At 57.0% G+C, this 14009-nt stretch carries 13 protein-coding genes and 1 tRNA gene; 9 read left to right on the forward strand and 5 right to left on the reverse strand.

All coding sequences use genetic code 11. From position 1 onward, the window contains the following. Positions 1 to 75: 75 nt before the first annotated feature. The 5 genes from PVT68_RS16605 (at position 76) to PVT68_RS16625 (ending at position 5307) form a co-directional block, all read left to right on the forward strand. Positions 76 to 966 carry an HvfB family MNIO-type RiPP peptide maturase gene (locus PVT68_RS16605; RefSeq protein WP_280322548.1) on the forward strand — a complete coding sequence of 297 codons (891 nt, stop codon included), beginning with the start codon at positions 76 to 78 and terminating at the stop codon, positions 964 to 966. Further along, positions 956 to 1795 (forward strand): HvfC family RiPP maturation protein, encoded by an 840-nt coding sequence (locus tag PVT68_RS16610; RefSeq protein WP_280320046.1) that lies wholly within the window; start codon positions 956 to 958, stop codon positions 1793 to 1795. Before PVT68_RS16605 ends, PVT68_RS16610 begins: the two co-directional genes overlap by 11 nt. 211 nt (positions 1796 to 2006) lie before the next feature. Further along, positions 2007 to 2981, forward strand: coding sequence for an MlaA family lipoprotein (locus PVT68_RS16615; protein WP_280320048.1), 975 nt, complete (start codon positions 2007 to 2009; stop codon positions 2979 to 2981). 72 nt (positions 2982 to 3053) lie between these two features. After that, the gene (locus PVT68_RS16620) at positions 3054 to 4316 is read left to right on the forward strand and encodes a PP2C family protein-serine/threonine phosphatase (protein WP_280320050.1); all 1263 of its coding nucleotides are present in this window, start codon (positions 3054 to 3056) and stop codon (positions 4314 to 4316) included. Positions 4317 to 4767: 451 nt separating this feature from the next. Next, positions 4768 to 5307, forward strand: a complete 540-nt coding sequence (locus tag PVT68_RS16625) for an STAS domain-containing protein (RefSeq protein WP_280320051.1) — start codon at positions 4768 to 4770, stop codon at positions 5305 to 5307. A gap of 90 nt (positions 5308 to 5397) precedes the next feature. Here the strand turns inward: PVT68_RS16625 and PVT68_RS16630 are convergent, their stop codons facing one another. The 5 genes from PVT68_RS16630 to PVT68_RS16650 all read right to left on the reverse strand — a co-directional run bounded on the left by PVT68_RS16630 (position 5398) and on the right by PVT68_RS16650 (position 9928). Then, on the reverse strand, positions 5398 to 5853 hold the full coding sequence (locus PVT68_RS16630; protein WP_280320053.1) for a tellurite resistance TerB family protein: 456 nt from the start codon (positions 5851 to 5853) through the stop codon (positions 5398 to 5400). Between the two features lie 58 nt (positions 5854 to 5911). Continuing rightward, positions 5912 to 6856, reverse strand: coding sequence for a transaldolase (gene tal, locus PVT68_RS16635; protein ID WP_280320055.1), 945 nt, complete (start codon positions 6854 to 6856; stop codon positions 5912 to 5914). A gap of 42 nt (positions 6857 to 6898) precedes the next feature. Further along, positions 6899 to 7870 carry a tRNA dihydrouridine(20/20a) synthase DusA gene (gene dusA, locus PVT68_RS16640; RefSeq protein WP_407666106.1) on the reverse strand — a complete coding sequence of 324 codons (972 nt, stop codon included), beginning with the start codon at positions 7868 to 7870 and terminating at the stop codon, positions 6899 to 6901. 173 nt (positions 7871 to 8043) lie between these two features. Further along, complete coding sequence (locus PVT68_RS16645; RefSeq protein WP_280320057.1) at positions 8044 to 9252, reverse strand: glycerol-3-phosphate dehydrogenase/oxidase; 1209 nt, start codon at positions 9250 to 9252, stop codon at positions 8044 to 8046. Continuing rightward, entirely contained in the window at positions 9236 to 9928 is a 693-nt protein-coding gene (locus PVT68_RS16650) for a glycerophosphodiester phosphodiesterase family protein (RefSeq protein ID WP_280320059.1), read from the reverse strand. Before PVT68_RS16650 ends, PVT68_RS16645 begins: the two co-directional genes overlap by 17 nt. Positions 9929 to 10301: 373 nt before the next feature. Here PVT68_RS16650 and gltX point away from each other — a divergent pair, with 373 nt between their 5' ends. From gltX to PVT68_RS16670, 4 genes are all read left to right on the forward strand, one after another. Next, positions 10302 to 11774, forward strand: coding sequence for a glutamate--tRNA ligase (gltX, locus tag PVT68_RS16655; protein WP_280320061.1), 1473 nt, complete (start codon positions 10302 to 10304; stop codon positions 11772 to 11774). Between the two features lie 305 nt (positions 11775 to 12079). Continuing rightward, positions 12080 to 12155 (forward strand) — tRNA-Ala (locus tag PVT68_RS16660). 388 nt (positions 12156 to 12543) lie between these two features. Further along, a complete protein-coding gene (locus PVT68_RS16665) occupies positions 12544 to 13335 on the forward strand; it encodes an ABC transporter permease (RefSeq protein ID WP_280320063.1) in 792 nt (263 codons plus the stop codon). After that, on the forward strand, positions 13332 to 14009 hold the full coding sequence (locus PVT68_RS16670) for an ABC transporter ATP-binding protein (RefSeq protein ID WP_280320065.1): 678 nt from the start codon (positions 13332 to 13334) through the stop codon (positions 14007 to 14009). The genes PVT68_RS16665 and PVT68_RS16670 overlap by 4 nt, the downstream gene beginning before the upstream one ends.

The raw sequence follows: 14009 nt of genomic DNA on the forward strand, positions 1-14009 counted from the left end.
CTGTTGTAACGGTTCGGCAACCAGCCGGATCGTTGCAACGGGTATTTTTTCTTTTCAACAAGAACTGTCGTGAAGATGCAAACGCACAAGCAGCCATTTCCGGTTCATGGCGCGGGCCTTGGGCTGCGGCGATCCATGATTGGGGAGACCATTACACCGCATCAGGTGGACTTTCTTGAAGTGGCACCGGAAAACTGGATTGGTGTTGGTGGCCGCTTTGGTCGCTGGTTGCGCGAGTACACCGAGCGCTTTCCATTTGTAACCCACGGGCTGTCATTGTCCATCGGAGCCCCGGCTCCCCTGGATGAAACACTGGTTCGTTCCGTCAAACAGTTCATCCGCGATCACAATATCCACTGCTATAGTGAGCACCTGAGTTATTGTTCGGATCACGGTCATCTCTACGACCTGTTACCCATCCCATTTACAGAAGAGGCGGTGCATTATGTGGCTGCGCGAATTCGCCGTGTCCAGGACATACTCGAGCAGCGCATCGCCATGGAAAACGTCTCCTACTATGCTGCTCCCGGGCAGGAAATGAGTGAGCTGGCGTTTCTGCTGGCGGTACTGGAGGAGGCGGATTGTGACCTGTTGCTGGATGTGAACAATATCTACGTCAACGCCATCAACCATCGTTATGACCCTTTGCTCTTCCTGCAAAGCCTGCCCGCACACCGTATCCGCTACGCCCATGTGGCAGGGCATTTTGACGAAGCCGACGACCTGAAAATCGACACGCATGGTGCGCCAGTAATTGATCCGGTGTGGCAGTTGTTGCAGCAGGCTTACGACTGTTTCGGCCCTATCCCCACCCTGCTGGAACGAGACTTCAATATTCCGCCATTACCGGAGTTGTTCGGGGAAGTGGCCCGTATTCGCGACTATCAGTTGCAGGCAACTGCTGTGCAAAATACGCCACCGGAGTCCGGACGAGTGGCGGGCGTGGAGGCACTCCATGACCGTTAAGGTGGCGCCGGACAATGGAGATGCGAACGTTGACAGGGACAGTGATCGGGAAGGTGCTTTCTTGCGAGTACAAAATGAGTTCGCGGCGCATTTGCGCAACCCGGAGCAGGTGGTGGCGCCCGCGGATGTCGAAGACCGACGCCTCGGCATTTATCGCGACCTGATCTATAACAATATTGAGTCCTTTATTGCCAGTGGCTTTCCGGTACTGCGCAGTATCTATTCTGACGACCGTTGGCACGAAATGGTGCGGGATTTTGTCGCCCGTCATGCCTCGCAAAGTCCTTACTTCTTACAGATCAGTGAAGAATTTCTGCACTACCTGCAAAATGAGCGCAGCACCGCAGAGGGCAGTACACAGGATCCGCCATTTCTGCTGGAACTGGCGCACTATGAGTGGGTAGAGCTGGTGCTGGACGTCAGCGATGACGAAATTCCCGGAGAAATGGTGCGGGAATACTTGGATGAACAGCTGTTGGATTGGGTGCCTGTCATGTCCCCGCTGGCCTGGAATCTCACCTATCAGTTTCCCGTACATCGCCTCGGCCCGACGTATCAGCCCGACGATCTGCCGCAAACACCGACGTTTCTGGTTGTCTACCGGAACCGTGCAGATACAGTCGGCTTCCTCGAGGCAAATGCGGTCACGTCACATCTGTTGCAGCTGATTGAATCCGCTGGTGACGGGCCTCAATCTGGCCGTCAGCTATTGCTGCAACTGGCGGCCGATATCCAGCATCCGGCTCCCGAGCAACTGCTGGACTTTGGTGTGGAACTGTTGAGGAAGCTGCTCAGCCTGCATATTCTCGCCGGCTATCGGCCTCGCTGAGGCCAAAGTGAGACACAGGTTGGTTGTCGGCTGATAGCTGGCTCCCGTTTGCTCCCTGTATCTGATCCGCAAGCACTACCGCGTCGATCAATCCCATTAGCCAAAACGGCCAGCTGCTATGCTGGCTTAGCGGCCAGTGTTAGAATCGCGCGCAAACAGAAACTAAGACATTGGTTTGAAACTGAGAACTGACAACGCAAGGAGCAGGGAATTGCTTGAGCGTACCCCCATAATCGCCTTGGCCCTGACAGCACTGCTGTCGGCGCCCATGGCGCTGGCGCAGGAAGCGTCTGATTCTTCCGATCCCTTCGCGGAATCCCCCAGTGAAACGCCGGTAGAGCCTGTATCAGGATCTCCCGTGTCCGGGGAGGACACTGAGAGCAGCGGTAGCGATTCCTCTGGTTCTGACCCGTTTGGCTCTGATCCATTTTCTAGTGGTGAGGGCGAAGGCACCGGTAACGGTGCAGCCGATGATTTCGGCTCGGAACTGCAGGATGAGTACGGCTTCGACCCCGCGGGTGCATTCGCCAGCGAAGAAGAACCGCAAGACCGCGACCCCTGGGAAGGCTTCAACCGGGCCATGTTCCGTTTCAATGACACCGCCGACCGCTGGTTTCTGAAGCCGGCGGCGACCAGTTACCGCCAGATCACCCCGATTTTTGTCCAGACCGGAGTGACCAACTTCTTTTCCAACCTGCACGAAATCAACAATGTCCTCAACGACATTCTGCAGTGGAAGTGGGGGCAGGCGGGTAATGACACCGGCCGCTTCCTGCTCAACAGTACCGTAGGCCTGGTGGGGCTGTTTGATGTGGCACAGCATATGGGCCTGGAACCCAGTGACGGTGAGGACTTTGGCCAGACGCTGGCGGTCTGGGGGGCGCCTTCAGGCCCCTACCTGGTGATACCCTTCATGGGCCCATCTACGGTGCGCGATGTGCCCGGAGAAGTGCTGGAGTGGTACACCAACCCGCTTACTTATGTCGATGACAACTCCGTGGAATACACGCTGAAAGTCCTGGATCTGTTGCAGACGCGCGCGAGCCTGCTAAAAGCGGAGTCCTTATTGCAGGGGGATCGCTATGTATTGATGCGGGACGCCTATCTGCAACGCCGGGAGTTCCTGATCAACGACGGCGAACAGGAAGACGACTTTGGCGGCGATCTGGATGAATACGATTTCTGATGCCCTCACACTGAAACCGGCGCTGATTGATATCCGCGCCGGTTTTTTGTCTGTGTTGACGGGCGCTAACCCATGAGCGCTCAGACTCCCGATTTGGCAACGGCGCAGGGTGCCACCCAGAACAGCACTGCGGATACCGAAAACGCCCACCAGCGACAGGTCCTGTTGCTGACCGACTCCGACCAGCCCACCCGCGATCTCGTCCGCGCCGCGCTTGCCCGCCTCGGTTACCAGGTGAACCTGGTGGACAATGGCATTGAGGCCATCGGCTGTTTTTCCCCAACCAAACACGAATTGGTGATCACCGACCTGCATCTGCCGGATATGGGCGGGCTGGATGTGCTGCGCAAGGTGAAGTTGCTGTCGCCGGAAACACCCGTAGTCGTGTTGGCCTCCAATAGTGAGGTCAATGATGTGGTGCAGGCACTGCGTTTGGGGGCGAGTGATTACCTGCTCAAGCCGATCGCCGATGAAGGGGTCATTGACCACGCCCTGACCCGTATCTGCGAGGCCCGGCAGCTGGCGGAACAGAATCGCGAATACCGGGAGCAGCTGGAAGAACGCAATCGGGAATTGCGCGATCACATTGCACTGCTGCAAAGGGATCACGAGGCGGGGCGACAGCTCCAGCAGCATTTATTGCCGCGTACACCCTACCAATATCCTGCGGGTATCGAAGCCGCTTACCGGCTGTTGCCTTCACTCTACCTCAGCGGCGACTTTATCGATTACGGTCTGTTTGGCGAGCGCTTTGTGGCTTTCTATCTGGTCGATGTTTCCGGCCACGGTGTGTCCTCCGCACTGGTAACGGCATTGATCAAGCACAGCATCATGCACATGCTGAGGGAGCGTCCGCTGTTCAGTCAGCTGGATACCATCGACAAGGACATCACCGATATCCTCGAGATGATCAATCGGGAGCTGCTCTCCACACACCTGGATAAGCACGCGAGTATGTTTGTAGGTGTGGTGGACAGTCGCGCCCGCCAGTTGCACTACGCGGTAGCGGGACAGGTGCCGATGCCGGCGCTGGTGACCAGTGATGGCGCCCAATGGCTAACGGGTAAAGGTCGTCCCCTGGGCCTGTTCCAGCAGGGCGGTTGGGAAGTGTGTCATTGCAGCTTGCCCGCCAGCTGGCGTCTTGTGGCCTGTTCCGATGGTGTGCTGGAGCTGCTGCCCGGCGATCTGCTGCAGCGCGAGGCCGAATTGCTCGCAAAAATTGAGCACAGCCGTGGTGATCTCACCAGTTTGTGTGGCGCATTGAAGGTAAATGGCGTCGAATCCTACCCTGACGATATAACTATACTCACCCTGCGACAGGATGAACGGTCATAACGGCCCGATTCTTGCTTTTCTCTTCTTGCTTTTATTAGGCACGCTTATATAGGCACGCTCGGTTTTACCTCGCGAGCGAGTTCAATACTCAAATAAACCGTTGGCAGTTTGCAGAAAAGCCTCAGCAGGGCCGGTTTCAGTGACATGGTCAGTCCAGAGTTTCGCTCCGGGTACATGGTGATTAGCTGATACCGGGCGCTCGGGCAGGATGATTGGGGGGCAAGGGGAAATCTGGAGCGATAAAGTTCCGGACTTTCGGGTCATACCTGATTGCCCGCTAGTAACGCCCTTGTCAGCGTAGTCGGGCAGGAGTAAGCTCCGCCCGAATTCTGGACAATCGACGGGGACGGAATGCCTTCGTCCGTTGAATTGGGTTTGCACAAGGATCTGTGCTGCGGCGAAACGCCGCAATTTTTCAATCTCGCGTCCTGGCTCAGGAATAGCTTGGGATGTGTTTGAGGTTACTATGCAGTCCGGGCAGATAATGGTTGGTGACCACCAGGGCATTTATGTCGTGAAGCTGGTGGGCGATGTGCGCCTCAATCTTTGTACATCTTTCGATAAATTTATCGACAAGATGTTTTCTCACGGTGATTTCCGCGGTGTGGTGTTCGACCTGTACCAGGCTAAGGGAATAGACAGTACTACCCTGGGGTTGATGGCGAAAATTGCCATGCGCGTCAAAGAGCGCGGTGTGAGCAAGCCGCTGGTCCTGTGCGATAACGCCGGCCTGCGGCATCTGCTGGATAAAATGGGCTTCGATGCGTTGATGGATATCACTGGCGACGCCGACAATGATGCCTACCAGGCGGAACCGGCTCCGCTGAAATGCAATACCCCGGATGAGCACACTGCAAGAGAAATGGTGCTGGAAGCGCACCGTGTGCTCATGAGTATGAATGAGCAGAATGAAGCCACTTTCCGCGATTTGGTGCAGGCACTGGAAGTGGAGCAGGCGGCGCTGGGTGGCAAGAGCGTGCTGGCTCGCTAATCCGGCTTTAGACGATTCGCCTCATATTTACGCTTCCGATTTTCCGCTCCCGTTCCTTCCATTTACGATTGTTCGTTTAACACTTTCCCTTTATTCGCTTTCGTCCCGGGCCTCGGCGCGTGCGCGGGTGAACAACCCGTGGGGCAGGTAGATCAAATCCGCCACCCGCCGTATCAGGTGTTCCTCGAAAGCGTCAATCTCACCGTCGGCATACGCCACCTGCCACATCTGCTTCACCAGCAGATATTTGTCTCGCTCACTGAAGTTGCTGTTTACCGTCTGGGTAAACTCATACAGGGAGGTGGCTTCCTGGCGCTCTGCCAGTGCCCGCTCCACCAACTCCTGCGCCGACGCACTGTCCAGTTGGTAGTGCGCCTGCAGCAGGTTTTTAAGTGCAACCGTTTCACGTTCATCCACCTTGTGGTCAGCGGTGGCAATTTCCGCGAGCAGGGCCGCGCTGATCATGCGCACGTCTTTTTCCGGGTGCACTTCCACACTTTGCCCGCGACCGATCTGGTCAAACAGTTTGCGAATCTGTTGCAGCATGGGCTGTGGTTCCTTCTACGGTGGTCACTTCGGTGGTCGTCGCCTAAGACCGGCAACCTTAACGAGCCTGTTGCAGCAGCGCTTCCAGCTTGAGCTGGTCTGCCTCGAAGTTGCGTATGCCTTCGGCCAGCTTTTCCGTCGCCATGGCGTCGGCGTTCAGCTGGTGGCGGAATTCGGCTTCCTGCAGTTTTTCGCTGGGCGCGGGCTGCGGTGGGAACTCGCTGCCGAGTCCGGCGGCCAGCTGGCCCTGGTCGTCATGCAACTCCTGTAGCAGTTGCGGACTGATGGTGAGTTTGTCGCAGCCCGCGAGGGCTTCAATCTCACCGGTATTGCGGAAACTCGCCCCCATCACGATCGTGGGGTACTCACGGGATTTGTAGTATTCGTAAATCTGGGCTACCGAGAGCACACCGGGGTCGTCTTCTGCAGTGTAGTCATCGCGCCCGGTGCTGGCCTTGTACCAGTCCAGAATGCGGCCGACGAAGGGGGAAATCAGCGTTACCCCGGCTTCCGCACAGGCCACGGCCTGGCATTGGCTGAACAGCAGTGTCAGGTTGCAGTGGATACCTTCGCGCTCCAGTATCGAGGCGGCGGTGATGCCTTCCCAGGTAGAGGCCAGTTTGATCAGCACCCGTTCGCGCTCGATGCCGGCGTCTTTGTACATGGCAATCAGTTTGCGCGCGTATTCGATACTGGCGCGGGTATCGAACGAGAGTCGCGCGTCGACTTCGGTAGAGACAACACCGGGTATCAGCTGCAGTATTTCCTGCCCAATGGACACGGCCAGTTTCATCGAGGCAAGGGTAATCACATCGCCGCCGCTTTTCTCCGCCCAGCCGAGAGCATCTTTCAGGTGCTGTTGGTACTGGGGAAGTTGTGCGGCCTTGTACAGTAGTGAGGGGTTGGTTGTAGCATCCTGGGGGTGATAGCGGCGGATCGCCTCGATATCGCCGGTGTCGGCTACCACCATGCTGCGTTGTTTCAGTTGTTCCAGTTTATTCATAACTCCCCTCACTTCCTTATTTCTCGTCAGTTTGCGTATTACTCAGGCGGCGTCGGTCACCAGTGCCAGAGCCTGTTCCAGTACCTCAGGTCCTGCGCCCGTCTTGATCGCGTGCTCACTCAGGTGGCGGCGGAAGCGCCGGGCACCGGGCACCCCCTGAAACAGTCCCATCATATGCCGGGTGATGTGGCTTAGTCTCTGCCCTTTGCCCAGTTCCCCTTCGATGTAGGGCAACATTTCGCGGATCACCGCAGCGGGTGTGGGGCCCGGGTCGCCGCCGAACAGGGCCTGGTCCACTTCCGCCAGTATTCCCGGGGTCTGGTAAGCGGCACGCCCGAGCATAACACCATCCAGTTGCTGCAGATGCTGTTTGCACTCGTCGATGGAGTTGATGCCGCCGTTCAGTACGATTTCGAGTTCCGGATAATCCTGTTTCAGCTGGTAGACCATCTCGTATTTGAGCGGCGGTACTTCGCGGTTTTCTTTCGGGCTAAGGCCGTTCAGCCACGCTTTGCGGGCATGCACGATAAATGTGGTGATACCCACTTTGGCCTGGGCTTCCACAAAACGGGTCAGTCCCGGATAGTCTTCCATATCGTCGATCCCGATACGGTGCTTTACCGTAATGGGAATGGAGGCTGCGCTGCGCATGGCTGCGAGGCATTCGGCCACGAGATCCGGTTCCGCCATCAGGCAGGCGCCGAAGCGACCTTTCTTGACCCGGTCACTGGGGCAGCCGCAATTCAGGTTCACCTCGCTGTAGCCCCATTGCTCGGCAATTTCCGTACAGCGCGCCAGATCTTCCGGGTCGCTGCCACCGAGTTGCAGTGCCAGCGGTTGTTCGGCGGCGTCAAAGTCCAGGTGATGTGCCTGATCACCGAACAGAATGGCACCGGTGGTGACCATTTCCGTATACAGCAGGGCATGTTTACTCAGCAGTCGCCACATATAGCGACAATGGCGATCGCTCCAATCCATCAAAGGTGCAGTACAGAAGCGGTGTGAGACAGCCATCGCTGTGCCAGCGGTAGCCGGGGTGTGTTTCTGGGGTGCGGCTGTTGAAGGGGTTTGTGGACTCTGGGACATAAATCAGCGTTCAAGCGGTAAAACTGGGCGCAGTATAACAAAGCCCGGCTCCGGCGCTGATCACCGCCGCATGGCGACCTGACGGGGCAAGTGGGTGGTGCTCAGGTGTTGCGCTCTTTGGCACTCAGTCGCGCATCCTCGGTGTGCGCAGTTGCCGGCGGTGCCCACTGGTCCTGGGTGTCCAGAACGGGGCGCAGTTTTTTCAGTACCCTGCGTGCAGTGGCACGGTAACTGGTCAGTTTGCCGCCGGCCACCGCAACGATGCGGGGTATTTTTTCGTTATTGCAGCAGATCATGGTTTCGCGACTGCGGGAGAAGGGATTGCTAGTGGCGAGTGGCAGCACCCGCAGGCCGGCAAAGCTGTCGCTCAGTTCGCTCAGTTGCAGCGGGCGGGTTTCCGGGAAGTACTGCTTCAGCGTGCGCAGCAGATAGGCCTTTTCCTCCAGTGTCGGTGCGACTTCGGAGGGGTTGCCATGGTAGGGGCGCTCGGTGGTGCCGACCAGGGTTTCCCCTTGCCAGGGCATCACGAACACGGCGCGGCCGTCTTCTGCTTCAACATAAAAGATCTTGTTGGCCAGTTTCAGTGGCACCTGGATATGGGTGCCCGCCACCAGTTCCAGGGGCGGCAATTTCGCGCTGGGGGTGCATTTGCTGTTGGTCTCCTCGATCCACGGGCCGGAACAGTTGACCAGCGCCCGGCAGTGCAGGGTGTTTAGTTGACCCTCGTGGAAATAGTCCACACGCACGAACTTGTCTGTCACTTCTGCGCCGACCAGACTGGCGGGGCAGATCAATTCCGCGCCACCACGAGTGGCAGTGCGGATGACCTCCCGGGTGAGTGCGGCGTCATCGGTCTGGGCGTCGTAATAGCGGTAAACCGCCAGCAGGTCATCGCTGTTCAGTCCACTGAGGGCATCGTAATCCTGCAGATCAACGGAGCCGAAGCGGGCGTGAGAGGAAAGCAGTCCCGCCAACAGCGCATAGCAGCTGAGACCCAGGCGGATCTTCCACGGTGGACGTCGGCTGTGGCGGTATACCGGAATCAGGAACGGCACCATGTGCACAAGGTCCGGCTTGTGCGACAACAGCCACTTGCGTTCCTTCAGGCACTCGCGCACCAGTGAGAATTGTCCGCTCTCCAGGTAGCGCAACCCGCCGTGTATCAGTTTGGAGGAGCGGGACGAGGTCCCGTACGCCACTGATTCCTGCTCCAGTACGGCCACCCGGTAACCGGCGCTGGTCAGAGCCTCCGCCACGCCGGCGCCCTGAATACCGGCGCCGACCACCAGCACGTCATATTCCGTAGACATTGCTGGCCTCCCGCGAGCGCATCAGCAGGGGTATATTGCCAGTGAGAATATGGTGGGCGCCGCGGTGATGCCAATGTACGGCGCCCTGAGTGGTATTGATCTCGTGCACCACCCATTGCCAGGGGCCGGGAGGCAACTCCTGGCGGTCTACTGCCTGCTGGTCGATCAGCAGATAATCCGGTGCCAGAGTCACCACTTCCACCGACAGGCAGCGAGCCACATTCGGGATACGCAGCGCAACCTGGTCAAAACCCAAGTTGCGCGCCAGACGAAGGCTGCGCAGGTCTGAGGTCAGCAGCACATAGGCGTCCGCGCTGTCGGGGATTTCATCGAGTAAGCGCTGGATAGCGGCCTCCGCACCGACCTTCTGCAGGGTGGCAGGTCCCAGTTCCACAAACCATTCCAGGTGCCGGTGCCGACCGGCCCAGTCCACCAGTTGCTGGAAGCTGCTGAGTGGCAGGGTTTTCAGATCCTTGTCCTTGAGGCAGTGCAGTGGTGCAGAAATCCCAGCAGACACAAATTCAAGCCCATCGCCGGCGCAGCACCAGGGTGTGAGTTCCTTGCTGAATTGGACTTCGGTAGCAATTGCGCAGGCGCCAAGACCATGGGCAGCCTCGAATGCTGCCAGGGTATTTTCCGGGTGGTGAATTTTGTCGCCTGAGTGCGCAATGAGCATGGATGTGGGTTCCCGTAGGACTGGCCTTATTGTGTGGAAGGGGAAGGGAGAAACTGCAAAATCTCTACAAGAAAAATAGTTGTTCGGCGGCCTGTTGCAAGCGCGAATTGGCGCACTTGGGGACTCGACTTGCAGATGGGGAGATCGCCTGCAACGGGATATTTGCTTCTAAGCCACGTATTGCTGGCGGGGCGGTGAGCACCAGGCGCTACACCCCGGGTGCTACATGGCTATAGGGCAGGCAGGAATCGTGTTATTTGCTTTGGATGTGTGCGGAAGCGGCAGATCCCCTGTGCGACCTGAGAGCGCAACGATATAATGCCGCGCCTTCAAATCAGCCAACGTGATTCCAATCAACCCAATCAGGCGAAACATGACCGTAAGAACCCGCATTGCTCCTTCTCCCACCGGTGATCCCCACGTAGGAACCGCCTACATCGCCCTGTTCAACCAGTGCTTCGCCCAGGCTCAAGGTGGCCAGTTTATTCTGCGCATTGAAGACACCGACCAGGTGCGCAGCACCCCGGAATCCGAGCAGGCGATTCTCGACAGTCTGCGTTGGCTGGGATTGGACTGGCAGGAAGGCCCGGATGTGGGCGGCCCACACGGTCCCTACCGCCAGAGTGAGCGCGGCGATATCTATAAAAAGTACTGTGATGAGCTGGTGGCAAAGGGGCACGCTTTCCACTGCTACCGCACCGCGGAAGAGCTGGAGCAGCTGCGCGCTCAGTTGCAGGAAACCGGCAAGGTAACCCTCAAGCCCAGCGACCTGGCGCTGCCAGCAGAAGAGGTGGAAAAGCGCAAAGCGGCCGGCGAGCCCTTTGTTGTGCGTATGAGCGTCCCGGAATCCGGTACCTGTGTCGTGGAAGACCTGTTGCGCGGTCCTATCGAGATTGACTGGGCCCAGGTCGATGCCCAGGTTCTGCTCAAGTCCGACGGCATGCCCACCTACCACCTGGCCAATGTGGTTGACGATCACCTGATGGAAATCACCCACGTACTGCGCGGTGAGGAGTGGATCAACTCCGCGCCCAAGCACAAGCTGCTGTACGAATACTTTGGCTGGGAAATGCCGATGCTGTGTCATCTGCCGCTTCTGCGCAATCCGGATAAGACCAAACTGTCAAAGCGCAAGAACCCTACATCCATCCTTTATTACCAGCGCGCCGGTTTTATGCCTGAAGCGCTACTGAACTACCTCGGCCGTATGGGTTGGTCCATGCCTGACGAGCGTGAGAAGTTCACCCTGGCGGAAATGCTCGAGCAGTTCGACATCCAGCGTGTCTCCCTCGGCGGCCCGGTATTTGATGTGGAGAAACTGAGCTGGCTCAACGGCCTGTGGATTCGCGAGCTGGAAGATGAGGCCCTGGCTGACCGTCTGCAGAGCTGGCTGCTGAACCGCGATAACCTGATGAAGGTATTGCCTCACGCCAAGGGCCGTATGGAAACCTTCGGTGACTTCGCCCCCCTGGTCAGCTTCCTCGCCGCCGGTAAGCTGTCACTCACCGAAGCCAGCTTTGCCGATAGCAAACTGGAGCTGGAAGAGCAGAAGAAGGTCCTGCAGTTCGCCCTCTGGCGTCTGGAAGCGCTGCGCAGCTGGAGCAAAGACAACATCTTCGCGGCGATGAAAGAGCTGTCCACCCAGATGGGCGTCAAGCTCAAGGATTTCAATGCGCCCCTGTTCGTCGCCATCAGTGGCACCACGGCCTCTTTCTCCGTGATGGACGCCATGGATCTCCTGGGCCCAGACCTCAGCCGCGCCCGCCTGCGGCAGGCCATCGACGTCCTCGGCGGCGCGGGCAAGAAAGTGTTGAAGCGCTGGGAGAAAGAGTACGCCGGGCTTTGACCTTGATCCTTATGGTGCCGGGCGGGGAGGCCGGCACCCTGACACACAGCTGGATCCCGGCCTTTGCCGGGATGACGAAGAACGGAAGATCTGTAGGAGCCTGCCTCGCAGGCGAACCGCGGAGTCTCATCCCGCAACAGAATGCCAGCCTCCGCCGGGACGACGGGGTAGGCTCCTAAACACCAAAAACCAACAGTCACCTAACTAATTGATTAAAAAGTTGTTTTTCTTGTTGACACCGATCGATGCATTGTTAAAATGCGCCCGCTTTCGACGGAAACGCAACGCGAAAGCAACCCGAATTTGGGGCTATAGCTCAGCTGGGAGAGCGCAACACTGGCAGTGTTGAGGTCAGCGGTTCGATCCCGCTTAGCTCCACCAAATACGAAAAGCCGCATCCGAAAGGATGCGGCTTTTTTGTTTTTGTCGATGACGTTTTGCTGGTGGGTTGGTGAATTATTTCACGCCATTGTGGTCGGAATCTTGCAAATGCTTTCGCATGTGGTCTTCAGCTTATGACGCTGCCGTACTGGCCAGTCGCAAATACAGTTCAAGTGTAATGATCTGTAATTGCTTGGCGGGTGATTTAGGGGGGTAGTTCGAGTAGAATTCCGCGCTTACTTAAAAGGATGTGGGTCACAATTTTAAATTGTGGCTTGGAAGCAGAGAGACGGATCTCTAGAGCAAGCTTTCCCGGAGAACCGGGGGTCGCCTTGGGGGAATCAACGGCGACAATTTGATAAGAATCCGAAGAACGTACCTTACAACAATGCATCCAACCATCCGCCGCAACCCTTGGCAGATCCAGCGCGACGTCATGTTTGCGCTTCTGATTCGCGAGATGAAGACCCGCTTTGGCAAGTGGCGTCTCGGTTACGCGTGGGTACTGCTGGAGCCGGCGATGCACATCCTGGTTCTGGCTGCGGTCTTCAGTTTTCGTGGTCGGGAGTTCTACCCCGGCATTCCGACGGCACTCTTCATGCTGGGCGGTATCGCCCCTTTTCTGTTTTTTTCTCATTGTTTCGGCAAAGGGCTGACTGCCGTTCAGTCAAATCGCGGTTTATTCAATTATCGTCAGTTAAGACCTTTTGACGCAGTGGTCACGCGGGTGTTGCTGGAGTTTGTTATTTACATCGGCAGCTTCGCTGTGTTGCTCGGTGGTTTCGCGTGGTTTGGTATTTCGACCACGTTCAACAGCTTTCTTCTACTGGTTGTGATCAACCTTCTGTTTTTGGCCTTTTGCCTGGGGCTCAGTCTCACTTTGTGTGTGGTTGGTGAAAAGTACCCGGAGGCTGCAAAGTTCGCGCCCATGATCCAGCGGCCCATGTATTTCTTGTCTGGGATCTTCTTCTCTCTCGAGCAGATTCCAGAAGAGTACCATGCCTATCTCGTTTGGAATCCCGTACTGCACATGGTGGAATTGACAAGGGAAGGGCTGTTCACCAGCTATCACGGCTTGTTTGGCGATGTGAAATACCTGGCAATGATATCCATCAGTAGCCTGGCATTTGGCTTGCTTGTCTACCGGACGCAGTGGCGAGATTTGGTGCGTAGCCAATGATCGAGTTGCGCAATCTGACCAAGTCATTCCGTACCTCGAATGGCCGAAAGTTCCTGTTTCGGGACGTAAATGCATGCTTTCCGGAAGGGAAGAATATCGGCATTCTCGGGCGCAACGGCGCGGGGAAATCAACATTGCTGCGTATTATGGGCGGAATTGACTACCCCGATTCCGGCCGTGTTGTGACTGACCAGCGTATTTCCTGGCCAATGGGGTTGTCTGGTGGCTTTCAGGGCAGTATGACTGGCCGCGAGAATGCAGCGTTTATCTGTGGGTTGCACGGCATCTGGGGGCAGAGTAAGCGCAAAGTACTGGATCAGGTTCAGGAGTTTGCGGAGATCGGCAACTATTTTGATTCCCCGGTCAAATCTTATTCATCTGGTATGCGCTCGCGCTTGGCGTTCGGGCTCAGTATCGCGGTGGAGTTTGATTGTTACCTCGTAGATGAGGTGATGTCTGTTGGAGATGCGCACTTCAAGCAAAAATGCCGCGAGGTGATTGCGGAGAAGCGCAAGAGCGCCAACTTTATTATCGTGGCCCACAGCATGAGTACCCTGAAAGAAAATTGCGAAGTGGGGATATTCCTCGGGGACACCGGTTTGAAAGTATACGAGAACCTCGAGGAGGCAATCGAACTTTACCTGGCTGGGGTATCGCCTGCTAAGGCTAATTAA

This window comes from Microbulbifer bruguierae (assembly GCF_029869925.1).
Classification (GTDB): Bacteria; Pseudomonadota; Gammaproteobacteria; order Pseudomonadales; family Cellvibrionaceae; genus Microbulbifer; species Microbulbifer bruguierae.

What these genes read in the sequence shown, in the direction of transcription:
- PVT68_RS16605 (WP_280322548.1), top strand. Translation starts at nt 76, where the DNA reads ATGCAAACGCACAAGCAGCCATTTCCGGTTCATGGCGCGGGCCTTGGG.
- PVT68_RS16610 (WP_280320046.1), top strand. Translation starts at nt 956, where the DNA reads ATGACCGTTAAGGTGGCGCCGGACAATGGAGATGCGAACGTTGACAGG.
- PVT68_RS16620 (WP_280320050.1), top strand. Translation starts at nt 3,054, where the DNA reads ATGAGCGCTCAGACTCCCGATTTGGCAACGGCGCAGGGTGCCACCCAG.
- PVT68_RS16630 (WP_280320053.1), bottom strand. Translation starts at nt 5,853, where the DNA reads ATGCTGCAACAGATTCGCAAACTGTTTGACCAGATCGGTCGCGGGCAA.
- tal (WP_280320055.1), bottom strand. Translation starts at nt 6,856, where the DNA reads ATGAATAAACTGGAACAACTGAAACAACGCAGCATGGTGGTAGCCGAC.
- dusA (WP_407666106.1), bottom strand. Translation starts at nt 7,870, where the DNA reads ATGGCTGTCTCACACCGCTTCTGTACTGCACCTTTGATGGATTGGAGC.
- PVT68_RS16645 (WP_280320057.1), bottom strand. Translation starts at nt 9,252, where the DNA reads ATGTCTACGGAATATGACGTGCTGGTGGTCGGCGCCGGTATTCAGGGC.
- PVT68_RS16650 (WP_280320059.1), bottom strand. Translation starts at nt 9,928, where the DNA reads ATGCTCATTGCGCACTCAGGCGACAAAATTCACCACCCGGAAAATACC.
- gltX (WP_280320061.1), top strand. Translation starts at nt 10,302, where the DNA reads ATGACCGTAAGAACCCGCATTGCTCCTTCTCCCACCGGTGATCCCCAC.
- PVT68_RS16665 (WP_280320063.1), top strand. Translation starts at nt 12,544, where the DNA reads ATGCATCCAACCATCCGCCGCAACCCTTGGCAGATCCAGCGCGACGTC.
- PVT68_RS16670 (WP_280320065.1), top strand. Translation starts at nt 13,332, where the DNA reads ATGATCGAGTTGCGCAATCTGACCAAGTCATTCCGTACCTCGAATGGC.